General features: G+C 59.8%; 14 protein-coding genes. 6 read left to right on the forward strand and 8 right to left on the reverse strand.

What is annotated here, in order from left to right:
• Positions 1-136 precede the first annotated feature (136 nt).
• Positions 137-784, reverse strand: a complete 648-nt coding sequence (locus O8B93_RS04850; RefSeq protein ID WP_269708672.1) for an outer membrane protein — start codon at positions 782-784, stop codon at positions 137-139.
• A 537-nt stretch (positions 785-1,321) separates the two neighbouring features.
• Complete coding sequence (locus O8B93_RS04855; protein ID WP_003505460.1) at positions 1,322-1,609, reverse strand: hypothetical protein; 288 nt, start codon at positions 1,607-1,609, stop codon at positions 1,322-1,324.
• 270 nt (positions 1,610-1,879) lie between these two features.
• On the opposite strand from O8B93_RS04855, the gene O8B93_RS04860 reads away from it, so the two are divergent.
• The 3 genes from O8B93_RS04860 to O8B93_RS04870 all read left to right on the forward strand — a co-directional run bounded on the left by O8B93_RS04860 (position 1,880) and on the right by O8B93_RS04870 (position 4,838).
• The gene (locus O8B93_RS04860; protein WP_269708673.1) at positions 1,880-3,058 is read left to right on the forward strand and encodes a hypothetical protein; all 1,179 of its coding nucleotides are present in this window, start codon (positions 1,880-1,882) and stop codon (positions 3,056-3,058) included.
• A gap of 95 nt (positions 3,059-3,153) precedes the next feature.
• Complete coding sequence (locus O8B93_RS04865) at positions 3,154-3,795, forward strand: DUF1007 family protein (protein WP_269708674.1); 642 nt, start codon at positions 3,154-3,156, stop codon at positions 3,793-3,795.
• Positions 3,789-4,838: a nickel/cobalt transporter gene (locus O8B93_RS04870; protein WP_269708675.1), complete on the forward strand. Its 1,050-nt coding sequence runs from the start codon at positions 3,789-3,791 to the stop codon at positions 4,836-4,838. Before O8B93_RS04865 ends, O8B93_RS04870 begins: the two co-directional genes overlap by 7 nt.
• Here O8B93_RS04870 and O8B93_RS04875 read toward each other — a convergent pair.
• The 4 genes from O8B93_RS04875 to O8B93_RS04890 all read right to left on the reverse strand — a co-directional run bounded on the left by O8B93_RS04875 (position 4,829) and on the right by O8B93_RS04890 (position 7,437).
• Positions 4,829-5,080, reverse strand: a complete 252-nt coding sequence (locus tag O8B93_RS04875; RefSeq protein ID WP_269708676.1) for a hypothetical protein — start codon at positions 5,078-5,080, stop codon at positions 4,829-4,831. The genes O8B93_RS04870 and O8B93_RS04875 overlap by 10 nt on opposite strands.
• Positions 5,067-5,759 (reverse strand): GNAT family N-acetyltransferase, encoded by a 693-nt coding sequence (locus O8B93_RS04880; RefSeq protein WP_269708677.1) that lies wholly within the window; start codon positions 5,757-5,759, stop codon positions 5,067-5,069. Before O8B93_RS04880 ends, O8B93_RS04875 begins: the two co-directional genes overlap by 14 nt.
• Before the next feature lie 221 nt (positions 5,760-5,980).
• Positions 5,981-6,676 carry a tellurite resistance TerB family protein gene (locus tag O8B93_RS04885; RefSeq protein ID WP_269708678.1) on the reverse strand — a complete coding sequence of 232 codons (696 nt, stop codon included), beginning with the start codon at positions 6,674-6,676 and terminating at the stop codon, positions 5,981-5,983.
• Positions 6,677-6,798: 122 nt separating this feature from the next.
• Entirely contained in the window at positions 6,799-7,437 is a 639-nt protein-coding gene (locus O8B93_RS04890) for a 2-dehydro-3-deoxy-phosphogluconate aldolase (RefSeq protein WP_080829796.1), read from the reverse strand.
• A gap of 171 nt (positions 7,438-7,608) precedes the next feature.
• On the opposite strand from O8B93_RS04890, the gene O8B93_RS04895 reads away from it, so the two are divergent.
• From O8B93_RS04895 to trhO, 3 genes are all read left to right on the forward strand, one after another.
• The gene (locus O8B93_RS04895; RefSeq protein WP_269708680.1) at positions 7,609-8,097 is read left to right on the forward strand and encodes a CYTH domain-containing protein; all 489 of its coding nucleotides are present in this window, start codon (positions 7,609-7,611) and stop codon (positions 8,095-8,097) included.
• Entirely contained in the window at positions 8,081-8,989 is a 909-nt protein-coding gene (locus tag O8B93_RS04900; protein WP_269708681.1) for a CHAD domain-containing protein, read from the forward strand. The genes O8B93_RS04895 and O8B93_RS04900 overlap by 17 nt, the downstream gene beginning before the upstream one ends.
• A 273-nt stretch (positions 8,990-9,262) precedes the next feature.
• On the forward strand, positions 9,263-10,207 hold the full coding sequence (gene trhO / locus O8B93_RS04905; RefSeq protein ID WP_269708682.1) for an oxygen-dependent tRNA uridine(34) hydroxylase TrhO: 945 nt from the start codon (positions 9,263-9,265) through the stop codon (positions 10,205-10,207).
• Positions 10,208-10,430: 223 nt separating this feature from the next.
• Here the strand turns inward: trhO and O8B93_RS04910 are convergent, their stop codons facing one another.
• On the reverse strand, positions 10,431-12,674 hold the full coding sequence (locus O8B93_RS04910; protein ID WP_269708683.1) for a bifunctional diguanylate cyclase/phosphodiesterase: 2,244 nt from the start codon (positions 12,672-12,674) through the stop codon (positions 10,431-10,433).
• A 196-nt stretch (positions 12,675-12,870) separates the two neighbouring features.
• Positions 12,871-13,650, reverse strand: coding sequence for a MetQ/NlpA family ABC transporter substrate-binding protein (locus O8B93_RS04915; protein ID WP_006316668.1), 780 nt, complete (start codon positions 13,648-13,650; stop codon positions 12,871-12,873).
• Between the last annotated feature and the right edge of the window lie 12 nt (positions 13,651-13,662).

Here is a 13,662-nt window from a genome sequence, read left to right on the forward strand (position 1 = left end):
CCCGGGCGGAAGGCGATGTGTGTTTTCACTGCCTGCAAAGCAGGACACATGGCGCGTGTGCTTCCCTTGCCATTCCCCTAGTAGTCTCGGGGCGTCGCAATGCCTGCGCCGCCCCTTGTCGAAAACGGGATAACCGTCAGAACTTCACGCCAAGGCCAACCTTGACGACATGTTCGCTGACGTCACCTTTCGAGGTGATCGGACCGGTATGGTAGGTCGCCTTGCCGAAGTCGTTGTAACGATATTCGACGCGTCCAAACAGGTTGTTGGTGAAGGCATAGTCGATACCCGCGCCGACAGTCCAGCCGTGCAGTACCTTGCTGTCCTCACCGAAGGGTGCCTTCACTTCGCTGTCCGTCGCGGTGTAACCGGCTGCGGTGTAGATCAGCGCCCGGTCGATCGCATAACCGGCGCGCAGGCGTGCAGAACCGTTCAGGCCTGCGGAAACCTCGCTGGTGACGATGGTCTTGTCACCCCAGGCATAACCGAGATCGCCTTCGACACCGAGAATGACGGAGGGCGCGACTTCGAAATTATAGCCCGCGAAACCGGAAAAACGGCCGCCGTCAAATTCGTGCTTGGTCGTGACACCGAAGGTGGTCGACTTCACGCGGTTCCAGCCATAACCGGCCGAGGCACCGACATAAACGCCGTCCCAGGAAAAGGCAGGCGCAACGTCATTGACGACGGGTGCTGCCGGAATGTCGCCAACGGCGTCGGCGGCAACGGAAGCGCCGGAAAGGATGCCGAGCAGGCCGAGGGCGAGAAGAGATTGTTTCAACATGCGATAGCTCCTTGAAAATACCATCCCGTCACCTGCGTGATGCGAGTTTTCGCGACCAGAAACGCAGCGTGATGACGGGGTTGACGCACCCCTAGATTGAAGAACATCATGGTTAAGTTCACGTAAACGGCCTAGACAAAAAGACACTTGCCGAACGTATTCCGATTAATATTTTCAATATTCACCAAATATAAATTAGAATTCACGCGAATGATCCTGGGCTGTCCGCCGTGACATAGAGTGGTTGCCATCGCGTCATAAAAACCATCATGAGTAGTGGCCATCCCGCACTTTTATGTGTGCAGTCATCGGCGGCAACGCAAACAAAAAAAGGGAGCCCAAAGGCCCCCTTGCAGTCATGCGATGCGCCGTTTGTTCTTGCCGGCAGCGCCATGCGCCATACATACGCAACTCGGGTCTTTGCCGGCTCTTGTCCTGCGCACATCGTCTGCGTCGAAAATCCCTGTCGATTCCCGAGCCATTGCTTCAGAGCGGGATGGCGAAAGCCAGGGGTTTCGCCATCCCTTTCTTCGTCCCTCAGTGCCGGCGCTTCTTGCCGCCGTCATTCTTGTTGTCGATGACATCGACGGACGTCTTGTTGCCGTTCAGCAGGCCGTTCAGGATACCGGTCTTGTTGCCGTTCAGAATCCCGTTATTGGACAGGATACCGCTGACGCCGAGATCGATGCTCGGCGAGACAACGACAAGGGCGCCGCCCTTGTTGCTGTTACCGGACAGGATGCCGCCCAGAAGACCGCCCGCATTGGCCTGACCAACGGAAGCGACAGTAAGAATAGCGGCGACACAAGCAAATTTAGCAATCATTTCTCTCTCCTCTTATGTTTGATCACGCCATCTGGCGTAACTGAACTGTATATTTAGAGGATTCTAATTCAAGCAAAGGCTAATATTACAATAAATAATTAACTTTAATACTGGTGATTTTAATAGAATTTTATGTATCTAACTTTCATTCGTTTCGCCTCTATTACCGCGTTGGTGTCCAGCAGTGACGAGGCGACAGTAAAATGGCGGGGGAGACTTTATTAACCATCCAAATATAAGATATTGCTTAATTAGAGACCGGAGATGCGAATGCGGCTGGGGGGATATATCGCGCTTGTTCTCGGGCTTGCCTGTGCCTCCGCTGCGCGGGCGGGTGAAAGCGCCGATGAGCATAATGTCACCTACAAGTCCGGCATCGCCTATGACAGCAATTATTTCGCCGACACCAACCGGCTGAGCGCAATTTCGCTGCGTGCCGGTCTGGGGCTCAATGGCAAGGTCGTGCTTGAGGGTGCGGAACTGCGTTATTCGCTCGAGCATGAGGAGGTCCGCCTCCCCCGCTACAGCTTCGCCAATGAGCATAACACCATCGCCGCGCTGGGGCTGACGAAACGCTTTTCCGACAAGCTGGAATGGGCCGTCGAGCTGCGCGGCACCCGCAGCGATGCGGGCGATATATTCCTGCATCTGCCGGAAGAAGACATCGGTTACCGGCGGCTGGATCACAAGCTGGAAGCCTCCTCCCAGCTCGGCATCCTCGCTCTCGGCGGCAAGAACACGCTGAAGGCAAGTTACGCCAGCCTGATGAAAGGCAAAGCACGGTTCCGCCCGGCCTATTTCATGCCCACCCGGCTGGAAGCCAACGAGGCGCTTTTATCGCTGAAGGCCGAACATGTGCGGCCGCTCGCCGGCGGCGAGGCGGGATTGACCATTGCCTATGACCGCATTCTCGTACCGGAAGGGCAGCAGGAAAAATATGAGCGCTTCCCGGCCCAAACGCTGCGCGGCTCGCTGGCCTATGGCTACAAGTTTTCCGAACGTTTCGCGGTTCTGGCCGAGGCGGGTCTCACCAACATCTCCGGCGACGAGATAAGCGACAAGGTGAAACGCACCCGGCCTTATCTGCGCGCCGAAGCAGAGATGAAAGCCTCCGAACGCCTCGCCTTCGGCGTCGGTTACTCGCAGGATTATGCGCTTTTTGATCCGGACGATTCCATCGCCGAATTTCACCGCCGCTGGCAGTTCGTCATGAAAAGCAGGCTGACCGAAAAAGTCGGGCTCGATCTTGCCCTGCGGCGCGTTCAGAAAGACTGGATCTATTACAATTACGATAGCAGCGAGCGCAGGCTGGTCGCCACACTGACCTTCGATACCGGCAAGAACAGCAAGCTGGAACTGGAATTCAATCGCCTGCTGCATGGCGAACGCGATACCGACCTTGCTTATGACGGCTCCAGCATCACATCGCGTTTCAGCGGCACCTTCTGACATCTCCCGGGAGCGGCGCGGGATCAGGTCGAAATTCGGTCCCAATTTCTGCTAGAGTCGGGCCTTCGAGATTCGAAGGCAGGACAGACGGGATAATGAACAGACGACTATTGCTCCTTGCGGCTGGCCTGACCTCCATTCCCCTTGCCGCTTCGGCGCATCCGCACATCTTTGCGGAAGCCCGCATGGAAATCGTCGAGGGGCCGAACGGCACCATCCAGGAGGTGCGCAATATCTGGCGTTTCGACGAGATGTTCTCGGCAAGCGTGGTGATGGATTACGACAAGAACAGCGACCTGAAGCTGGACAAGGACGAACTGGCCGAGATCGGTAATACGGTCAAGGAATCGCTTGCCGAATATTCCTATTACACCTTCATCACCGCCAACGGCAAACCGGTGGAATTTGGCAAGCCCGACGCCATTCATGTGGACTACAAGGATCAGCAGATCCTGATGTTCTTTTCCGTGAAGCCGACCAAGCCTCTGGCCATAAAGGGCAAGCTCAGCTTCGGCGCCTGGGATCCGACCATGTATACGGCGATCGATTTTGCCAAAGATGGCGATATCGCCACTGAAGGCAAGGATTTGAATGCCTGCAAGCACCATATCGTGCGCCCCGATCCCGACGAGGTGATCTCGCAGAACCAGAGTTCGCTCACCGATGCCTTCTTCAACGATCCGACCGGCACCGACATGACCAAGCTCTTCGCCACCCGGCTGGAAATATCATGCTGAGCCGCAGGGCAAGCCTTGCCGCCATCGCCATCGGCCTCATCGCGGTGGCCGGCGCGGCCCATGCACAGTCGCCGCTCGGCATCGGTTCGGCCGAGCCGTCCTTTTCCGTCGGCGGGCCCTTTGCGCCGCTGATGCAGTGGATCAACGTGCACCAGCAGATGTTCTACCGGGCGCTGACCGGCGCGCTGAAGGCGATGCGTGAGGATGGCTGGGCGCTCGGGTCGCTGATCGGCCTCTCCTTTGCTTATGGCGTTTTCCATGCCGCCGGCCCCGGTCACGGCAAGGCCGTCATCTCGTCTTATATGATCGCCAATGAAACGCAGCTGAGACGCGGCATCCTGATTTCCTTCGTCTCAGCGCTCATTCAGGGCTTGATGGCCATCGGCCTTGTAGGTGCTGCCTGGCTGGTGCTGCGCGGCACCTCCATCACCATGACCAAGGCGACGCAGGCGATGGAGATCGCCAGCTTCGCCATGGTGGCTTTGTTCGGCGCCTGGCTCTTGGTGCGAAAGCTCTGGTCGCTGCGCATCCGGCGCGGCCCGGTTCCCGTCTTCGCCACGGCGGGCGAGGCCCCGGTGGCGAGAACCACCGGCATGGGCACGGGGCTGCGGTTCCAGGGCAAACCGGTCTTCGCGGATCATGATCACAACGGCACCGGCGATCTCTGCACCGCCTGCGGCAAATCCCATGCGCCCGACCCAATGCTGTTGAAGGGCAAGAATTTCAGCCTGCACGAAGCGTGGTCGGCCATCATCGCCGTGGGGCTAAGGCCCTGTTCTGGCGCGATCATCGTCATGAGCTTTGCACTTTTGAACGGGCTTTATCTCGGCGGCGTGCTTTCCGTGCTCGCCATGTCGCTCGGCACCGCCATCACGGTATCGGCTCTCGCCATCATGGCCGTTTCCGCCAAGGGGCTTGCCGTGCGCTTCGCCGGCCCTGGCAGCCGCAAGGCCGCCGGCATCAGCCACGCGATCGAAATCGCCGGCGCGCTTTTCGTGCTGATCATGGGTTTGTTGCTGCTCGGCGCGTCGCTTCAGCTCTGATGATCGCGGCGGCGCTGGTACCGCGCCCGCAGCCAGAACAGCAGGAAAAAACACAGCACGGCAACCGCGCCGAATCCTGCGGCGAGCCATGGCGAATAATCGCCCAGCCACAACATGATCTTCGGCATGACGAAGAAGACGATCCCGAAGCCGATGATGATAAGGGCGGCGGCGATGGCCGGCGACCAATCCTTCTTGCCGCTGGTCGGCTTTGCAGACGTCGGTTTCTCAGGCGCTGGCATTGGTCAGCTCCGCGCGAATATCCTCGAGCTTGCGCTTCTGGTTGCCATCGGCGGCAAAATTGTCAGGCGAAAGCCAGGCTTCGAAGGCCTTGCCGATCAGCGGCCATTCACCGTCGATCATCGAGAACCACGCCGTGTCCCGGTTCTGCCCCTTGGAGATCATGTGCTGGCGGAAAACGCCCTCGAAGGTGAAGCCATACCGTTTCGCGGTGATCTTGGAAGGCTCGTTTTCATTGTGGCATTTCCACTCGTAACGGCGATACCCCAGCTCCTCGAACACATGTTTCGCCATCAGGTAATGGGCTTCTGTCGCAAGCGGCGAGCGCTTCATCTTCGACCCATGGGCGACAGAACCGACCTCGACCACACCATTGGCGGGATCGGGCCGCATGTAGCTCGCCATGCCGACGACGTCGCCGGTGGCATTTTCGACAAAGACCAGCGTGACCCAGTTGAGCTTTTCGCCTGCGCCGATGAGCCAGTCACCAAAGGCATCGGCATCGGGAAAGGCGCTTTGCGGGAAATATTTGAGCAGCGCATTCACGCCCTCGCCGCCAAGTGCTGTCCAGAGCTTTTCGAGATGTTTTTCGCGATCGAACGGCTCGGCGGTTACGTAACGGCCCTTCAGCACCACCGGCTTGGGCGCCGGACATCCTTTGAAATCACTCAGATCGCGCATTCTCTTCCCCATTTGCTGGGAGAAGGATTAGGGCAAGCGGGGCGGGATGACAACAGTGGATACGGCGTTCTTGGTGGGTGGCGCTCACCCCCCTCTGCCCTGCCGGGCATCTCCCCCTCAAGGGGGGAGATCGACCTGAGGCGGCCTCTCGGCCATCCTCAACGTTGCGAGTGAGCGAGCGTTACCTGCCGGGCAGAGGGGGGTGAACCCCAAACTCCGACTTACACCTTCGCCGCCACCACGGTCGCCTCGATATGATCCACCAGCGCATCCGGCAGCCCCAGACGCCCGGCAAGAAGGTCGAGATACCCCCGCTCCGCACGCGTATCCGCCTCGATTGCAAGCCTTGAGGCCGTATAAAGCTCCACCTTCTGCTCTTCCGTCCGGGCAGCAGCCACCAGCGCATCGATATCGAGCGGATCGGCGAGTTCCTTTTCCAGGAACCGCTCGGCTTCCGTGTCGAGACCGGAGATCTGCACCTTGTCCATGATATTGGCGCGCTCCTTCTCATCGATATGACCATCGGCCTTGGCGGCGGCGATCATCGCCTGGATGAGTTTCAGCGCAAAATCATTGGAAAGGGCCGGAGATTGCGGGTGGAAGGCGGAATCGGCCGGCGGGGCAAGAAGCTCCGGTTCGGGTTTCGGCGCGGCTTCCGGGGCCTGTCCGGACTTGTAATTCTTGTAGGCGAGATAACCGAGGCCGGCGATGGCGGCGACACCGCCGATGGTGGCGACATTGCCGGCAAGCTTGCGGCCGGTCTTGGTACCGAGAATGGCAGCGGCAAGGGCACCGGCCTTCAGGGGATTATTCTTGGCGATATCGGCGGCCTGCCCGGCTCTGTCACGGACGCTTCCCGAAAGGCCCGGCACCTGAGAGCCGAGGAATTGTTCAAGAAGCTTCTTGGCGTCGAACATCAAAATCTCCTGTAGAGGTCAAATCTACAGGGGAGATAGGAAGCCGTGGGCCGAATACAAATGTCAAACCCGCTCACGCCTTCGTGAACGGGTTTGACAGAACGCACATCAGTTACGCAAAATCAGCCGCGCAGAGCAGCCGCTTCGGCGGCAAGCTTGGTAATGCCCGCCCAGTCGCCGGTCGCCACCAGTTCGCGCGGGGCAACCCAGGAGCCGCCGACGCAGACGACGTTCGGCAGGGACAGGTAGTCATTGGCATTCTTCAGCGACACGCTGCCGGTCGGGCAGAATACCGTGCCGGCAAGCGGCGAAGACAGCGCCTTGAGGTAAGGCGCGCCACCGGCCTGTTCGGCCGGGAAGAACTTCAGCACCTTGTAGCCTTCGTCGCGCAGCGCCATGACTTCACTGGCGGTGGCAGCACCGGGAAGCAGCGGCACCTTGGAACCGCGCGCAGCTTCCAGCACGCTCTTGTTGATGCCGGGGCTGACGATGAAGGTGGAGCCCGCTTCAGCCGCCGCTTCGAAATCCTTAGCGTTCAGGATGGTGCCGGCGCCGACATGGGCGCCTTCCACTTCCGCAGCAACCGCACGGATGGCATCGAGTGCCGCCGGCGTGCGCATGGTGATCTCGATTGCCTTCAGGCCGCCTGCGACCAAAGCGCGCGCCAGGGGAACGGCGGAAGCGGCATCATCCACGATCAGCACCGGCACGACCGGCTGCAGTTTGAGGATGGAGAGAAGTTTTTCGGAATCCTGGGCCAAGACGAGCCTCCTTGCGCGATTGAAACGATTGAAATCCCGTTTACCGATTAGCCTGCCCCGGCTTTGATGTCGAGGCATGGCGGGGCCATTTTTTATCCAGATACTTCAATCAATTCGCTTCTTCATGAAGCTCTCTTGCGATAATCTGGCCCCCCAGTTTGCGGAGACAGCATGGCCAAGGAAATCGAACGGAAGTTTCTTGTTGCAGGTGGTGAATGGCGCGATGAGGTGACATATAGCATGGCTTTTCGGCAGGCATATGTCGCCTCGCTGGAAAATCGCTCGGTCCGGGTCAGGATCGTCGACGGGCGTGATGCCACACTGACCATCAAGATCGGCGCAAGCGCGCTTGTCCGCGATGAATATGAATATTCCATTCCCCTCAAAGACGCGGAAGAGCTGATGGCGAGCGCACCGGGCGTGGTGATCGAGAAGACGCGCCACACGGTGGACCATGGCGGCTTCACCTGGGAGGTGGATGTTTTCGAAGGACAATATCGCGGGCTGGTCGTGGCCGAAGTCGAGATGAATGACGAGAATGCCAATCCCGATCTGCCGTCCTGGCTGGGCAGGGAAGTAACGGGAGACAAGCGCTTCTCCAACCAGTCGCTTGCCATGGACTGTCCGAACGGAGACCTGTCGGATGCCCTTCAGAATTGATCCGAAAAAGCCTTTCGGCGATGAAATCCGCCGGGCTGGGCGAGAATTGATCGGCGATGCGATTACCATCCTGCGCGACCAGCCATCGGGATCGCATGAGGCCGTGCACGAAGCCCGCAAGCGCTTCAAGCGGTTGCGGGCGCTCTACCGCCTGATCCGCAGGGTAACGCCCGATTTCGCCCGCGAGGAAAATGCCCGCTTCCGCGATATCGCCCGCTCGCTCGCCTTTGCGCGCGATGCAACGGCGCTCGTGGAAACCGCGGAATATCTCGAGGCCTTTGCGCTCTCCGACACGCAGGGCGAGGCATTGCGGTCCGTCACCGTGATGCTGCGCGAACGCCGCGACGATGCCCTTGACCACGAAGCCGGTCTCGATGAGGCGATTGCGGCGGCCATCACCGGCTGCGAAACAGGACGCGAAAGGCTGGAGGACCTTTCCCTGCCTGATGACCTGAACAAGACCGCAAGACTGGTGAGGACCGGCTGGGCGAAACAGAGGGTCAAAGCGCGCAAGGCGCTCTCCTGTTGTCGCGAGCAGGCGGATGTCGAACATTTCCACGAATTGCGCAAGGCGGGCCAGACCTACTGGATGCATCTTGGCCTGATGCGCCGCCTCTGGCCGTCTGCCATGCGCGCCAAGCGCGCCGACACCAAGCGGCTGGTCGATATTCTCGGCCACGAGCATGATCTCTCCGTGCTCGCCGCCGTCGCCGACCGGGAACCGGAGCGTTTCGGAAATGGCGAACGGCTGGCACTGCTGCTTGCTGCAATCATCGAACGGCAGCAGGCGCTGCGTGCCGAAGGCCTTGAACTGGCCGACGAGGTGTTTTCCGAATCCGCCCGCACGGAAAGCCGCATCGTCGGCCTGCTGTGGCGGCAGGCGGCGAAGTAGGCTGACAGGCGGGAAACGGTCCCACCATCGCAGACGTCATCCTCGGGCTTGTCCCGAGGATCTGCCACGTCTCGATTGAGTTGGACGTGATTAGATCCTTGGGACAGGCCCAAGGATGACGGAAGAGAGGTCTTGCTTCCTCATCAATGTCGCAGTTGACGCACGAACCGCACCCCATTTGTCTCTTTCCGTCGGATATTTGACGATTTTCAAAATAGCGCTATCCGCTGATAAATATTGCTTTGCGCCCGCCGTCGCTGTATTTCAGCGCCCATGACCGACACGACCATTCTCCCCCGCCCGGAAGTCTCTGGTGATTTCCTTGTGGCCGCGCTTTATCATTTCGCCCGCCTGCCGCGGTTCGAGAGCCTGCGCGAGCAGCTGTTCGAACTCTGCCAGAAGAACGGCGTGAAGGGCACGCTGCTGCTCGCCGCCGAAGGCATCAACGGCACGATTGCCGGGCCGGATGCGGGCGTTCAGGCGGTGCTTTCCTTCCTGCGCGCCCAGCCGGAATTTGCCGGACTGGAGCACAAGGAAAGCCGTGCTTCGCACATGCCTTTCGTGCGCCTGAAGGTGAAGCTCAAGAAAGAGATCGTCACCATGGGCGTGCCGGACATCGATCCGAACCGCATCGTCGGCACCTATGTCGATCCGCGAGACTGGAACGCGCTGATTTCCGATCCGGATACCATCGTCATTGATACCCGCAATGATTACGAGACCGCCATCGGCGTCTTCAAGGGCGCGCTCGATCCGCAGACGAAAACCTTCCGCGAGTTTCCCGACTGGGTGAAGAACAATCCCGGCCTGCACAACAAGCCGAAGATCGCCATGTATTGCACCGGCGGCATCCGCTGCGAAAAGGCCACCGCCTTCATGAAGGAACAGGGTTTCGACGAGGTCTATCACCTCAAGGGCGGCATCCTGAAATATCTGGAAGAGGTGCCGGAAGAAGAGAGCCTCTGGAAAGGCGCCTGTTTCGTGTTCGACGAGCGCGTCTCCGTGGTGCACGGCCTTGCCGAAGGCGACCACCAGCTCTGCCACGCCTGCCGCAACCCGATCACGCCGGAAGTGCGCCTGTCACCCAAATTCGAAGAAGGCGTGTCCTGCCCGAGCTGTTACGACGAACGCAGCGAAGAAGACCGCCAGCGGTTCCGCGACCGGCAGCAGCAGATCGAACTGGCAAAGACGCGCGGCGAGCGGCATCTGGGGCGGTAAGCCGGCTCGGCTATCGGACTGCATTTGCATTTGGATCGAGCGGGTGCCGCATATTTCTTCTCCCCGCCGGGGAGAAGTCCGCGGCAGCGGGATGAGGAGGCAAGCTTTCCGAAATCCGGCAACCTAGCCCCCTCATCCGACCCTTCGGGCCACCTTCTCCCCGGCGGGGAGAAGAAATGGACCGCACCCTTAGGTGATCAAGAATCGGTGGAAGTAATCAGCCTCACGCCCCCGCCCGAAGAGCGAATAGCGGTGCATCCTGCCCATCCAGCATGGCTGTTATTTCGTCTGCAGCGACCGGCTTCGAGAACAGGTAACCCTGCAATTCATCACAGCCGCACAGATGCAGGATGGCCGCCTGCTCTTCCGTCTCGACGCCTTCGGCCGTCACCGGAATATCGAGCGATTTCGCCAGCGCCACGGTCGCCTGCAGCATTTCCAGCGACCTGCCGCCCCTATCGAGCGCCATGATCAGCGAACGGTCGATCTTCATGCGGTCGAAACCGAAGCGGCGCAGATAACCGACGCTTGCAAAACCGGCGCCGAAATCATCAAGCGCAATGTGCAGGCCGAGCTGTTTCAGCTTGTCGATCGCCGCACTCGCCCGCTCCGGATGCTGGATGAAATAGCCTTCCGTCATTTCCAGCCGCAGCCTTTCGGACGGCGTCTGCGTCGCGTCGAGAATATCCGCCACATAACCGGAAAAGGCCGGATTGCGGAACTGCACCGGGGAAATATTCACCGACAGCTTGATGGACGGCCATTGCCGCGCCGTCTCGCAGGCCTTGCGCAGCACCAGCAGGCCGAGCCGGTCGATCAGGCCGCTGGTCTCGGCGGCGGCAATGAAAATATCCGGCGGCACGAAACCATAACCCGGCCGCTGCCAGCGGGCCAGCGCCTCCACGCCGGTGATGCAGCGCGTGGCGGCGCTGACAACCGGCTGATAAACCACCTGTATCTCGTCGTTCAGGATCGCGGAGCGCAGATCCGCTTCCAGCTGCAGTTTTTCTTCGCGCAGCGCATCCATCTTCAGCTCGTAGGAGACGTAACGCCCGCGTCCGTTCTCCTTGGCCTGGTACATGGCCATATCGGCACGGCGCAACAGTTCCTCGCCATTGATATCGCCGGCGCGTGAGACGGACGTGCCGATGCTGCAACCGATGCTCGCCACCCTTTCGCCAATGCTGAAAGGTTCGGTGAAGAGTTCGAGAAGCGCCAGACACAGCTTGCGGCCTTCCGACCAGACATCGTTGCCCTGAATGGCGATGGCGAATTCATCGCCGCCGAGCCGCGCCAACACCGCGTCTTCCGGCACCAGCACCCGCAGCGCCGCCGCCACACCCTTGATCAGCCGGTCGCCGGCGGCATGGCCATAGGAATCGTTGATTTCCTTGAAGCCGTCGAGATCGAGATAGAGCAGCTTGATATCGGTCTTGTCGTGGCGGGCCTTGCCGACCATGCGGGTGAGGTGGGCAAACAGCCCGGCGCGGTTGTCGAGCCCGCTCAGCCGGTCGCGCAACGCCTCTTCCCGCGCCGCCGCCTCATCCGCCTTCAGCCGGTCGAGCGTGGCCGACCCGATGATGAGCAGCACCAGGAAAAACGTGCCGGCAATACCGAGCGCGGTGAAGACCACCGGCCGCGCCTCATGAAAGCTGACATCCCCCGGCAGATGCGAACGCCAGACGAGCCGCGCCAGCACCTGCCCCAGCGGATTGACGATATCCACATGGTTGGTGGCAGGTCCGTCGCCATATTGAAGTTCCAGTCCCTCGACGACGTAGTTGCGGGCAAGCTTGTCCACCGTCGCCTGTTTGAGGTGACGGGCGAAGATCAGATAACGGCGCTCAGTGCCATCCGTGGCCAACGCCCCGGATTTGAGCCGCACAAGCGCGACACCGGCAGCGGCGATGCCGTCTTCGGTTTTGACGAAACCGGTCACCTGCGAGGTAATGCTTGGACGCATGGCCTGCACCCGGTCGATCATCTCCTTCAGGCCCTCGGCAAAATAGCGGTCATACGCCCATTTGGCCGGCTTGCCGTCCTGATAGGCCATGCGGACGCTGCCGTTCTCATCGACAATGACGGCCGTATCGAAAAGATCGCTATTGACCGTCATCTCGCCATAATTGCTTGCCACCCAGTCGAAACGGTCAGGAGCATAGACATACTCGGCAGCATCGTCCCAGGCGGCGTAGTCGTTGAGCGTGGCGCCAAGCTGCTCGCGGAAGGTGACCAAAGCGCCGGCCGTCGTCTCGCGCGAGCGGGCATTGTCGAGCAGATTGGCCTTTTCGCGGACCTGGCTGAGAGCGGAGAGGACGAGCGCGGTGACGATGAGAAGCACCAGCGCGAAGGTAGACAATACGACGCCGACGGCGGTTCTGCGCCCGACCGGCAAATAGTCCCCAATGTTGCGCGGCGCAATCCGCATAAAATCCCCTTTGAAAGCATCATCTTGCGAAGGAAACATTCAAAAGGCGTTAAACCGCCCCGTAACACCGCCCCAAAAAACAACGGGTACAAAACGACAGTCCGGGCGAGAGGCTGAAAAATCTTTCCCTGAAATGGCAGGGGTTTTTCACGGAAAACGGGTTATCGCCCTTCCCCAAACAAAAAACCTCCCCCGCGAACGGGAGAGGTCCTCAATTCCACCATGCGGCAGTTTCTTACCAGGACGGGATGACCGTGCCGTTGTACTTTTCCAGAATGAAGGCCTTCACTTCCGGGCTGTGGTAGGATTCCACCAGCGTCTTCACCCAGGGCTTGTCCTTGTCCTGCGCACGAACGGCGATGACGTTTGCATAAGGAGACTTTTCGCTTTCGATGGCGATGGCGTCCTTCTTCGGGTTGAGGCCCGCAGCTGTTGCATAGTTGGTGTTGATGACCGAAGCGTCGGTGTCGTCAAGCGAACGCGGCAGCTGGGCGGCGTCAAGTTCGACGATCTGGATGTTCTTCGGGTTTTCGGTGATGTCGGCAGGCGTTACCTTCAGGCCGGCTTCTTCCTTGACCTTGAGAACGCCCTTGGAAGCGAGAACCAGAAGCGCACGGCCGCCATTGGTCGGATCGTTCGGAATGCCGATGGTCGCGCCGTCCTTCAGCTCGTCAAGGTTCTTCACCTTCTTGGAATAGACGCCCATCGGGGTGGTGATGGTGGTGCCGACGCTGACGAGATCGAACTTGCGGTCGGCGATCTGGTTGTCGAGGTAAGGCTGGTGCTGGAAGGAATTGGCCTGCAGCTCGCCATCATTCAGCGCCTGGTTCGGCACGACATAGTCGGAGAATTCGATGATGTCGATATCGAGGCCCTTGGCAGCCGCGATCTTCTTCACCTGTTCCATGATCTGCGCGTGTTCGGCGGGGGTGACGCCGATCTTGATGGTTTCCGCCAGCGCCTGACCGGCGGTGAAGAGAGCGGCGAGCGAAGCCGCGAGAATGAGTTTCTTCATGGGTGTCTCCTT

Origin of the sequence: Martinezella rhizogenes (assembly GCF_027460065.1) — a bacterium.
GTDB classification, from domain to species: Bacteria; Pseudomonadota; Alphaproteobacteria; order Rhizobiales; family Rhizobiaceae; genus Agrobacterium; species Agrobacterium rhizogenes_C.

Bases quoted from the DNA above. Each gene is read 5' to 3' on its own strand.
- O8B93_RS04850 (WP_269708672.1), bottom strand. From the start codon at position 784: ATGTTGAAACAATCTCTTCTCGCCCTCGGCCTGCTCGGCATCCTTTCC.
- O8B93_RS04855 (WP_003505460.1), bottom strand. From the start codon at position 1,609: ATGATTGCTAAATTTGCTTGTGTCGCCGCTATTCTTACTGTCGCTTCC.
- O8B93_RS04860 (WP_269708673.1), top strand. From the start codon at position 1,880: ATGCGGCTGGGGGGATATATCGCGCTTGTTCTCGGGCTTGCCTGTGCC.
- O8B93_RS04865 (WP_269708674.1), top strand. From the start codon at position 3,154: ATGAACAGACGACTATTGCTCCTTGCGGCTGGCCTGACCTCCATTCCC.
- O8B93_RS04870 (WP_269708675.1), top strand. From the start codon at position 3,789: ATGCTGAGCCGCAGGGCAAGCCTTGCCGCCATCGCCATCGGCCTCATC.
- O8B93_RS04875 (WP_269708676.1), bottom strand. From the start codon at position 5,080: ATGCCAGCGCCTGAGAAACCGACGTCTGCAAAGCCGACCAGCGGCAAG.
- O8B93_RS04880 (WP_269708677.1), bottom strand. From the start codon at position 5,759: ATGCGCGATCTGAGTGATTTCAAAGGATGTCCGGCGCCCAAGCCGGTG.
- O8B93_RS04885 (WP_269708678.1), bottom strand. From the start codon at position 6,676: ATGTTCGACGCCAAGAAGCTTCTTGAACAATTCCTCGGCTCTCAGGTG.
- O8B93_RS04895 (WP_269708680.1), top strand. From the start codon at position 7,609: ATGGCCAAGGAAATCGAACGGAAGTTTCTTGTTGCAGGTGGTGAATGG.
- O8B93_RS04900 (WP_269708681.1), top strand. From the start codon at position 8,081: ATGCCCTTCAGAATTGATCCGAAAAAGCCTTTCGGCGATGAAATCCGC.
- trhO (WP_269708682.1), top strand. From the start codon at position 9,263: ATGACCGACACGACCATTCTCCCCCGCCCGGAAGTCTCTGGTGATTTC.
- O8B93_RS04910 (WP_269708683.1), bottom strand. From the start codon at position 12,674: ATGTTTCCTTCGCAAGATGATGCTTTCAAAGGGGATTTTATGCGGATT.
- O8B93_RS04915 (WP_006316668.1), bottom strand. From the start codon at position 13,650: ATGAAGAAACTCATTCTCGCGGCTTCGCTCGCCGCTCTCTTCACCGCC.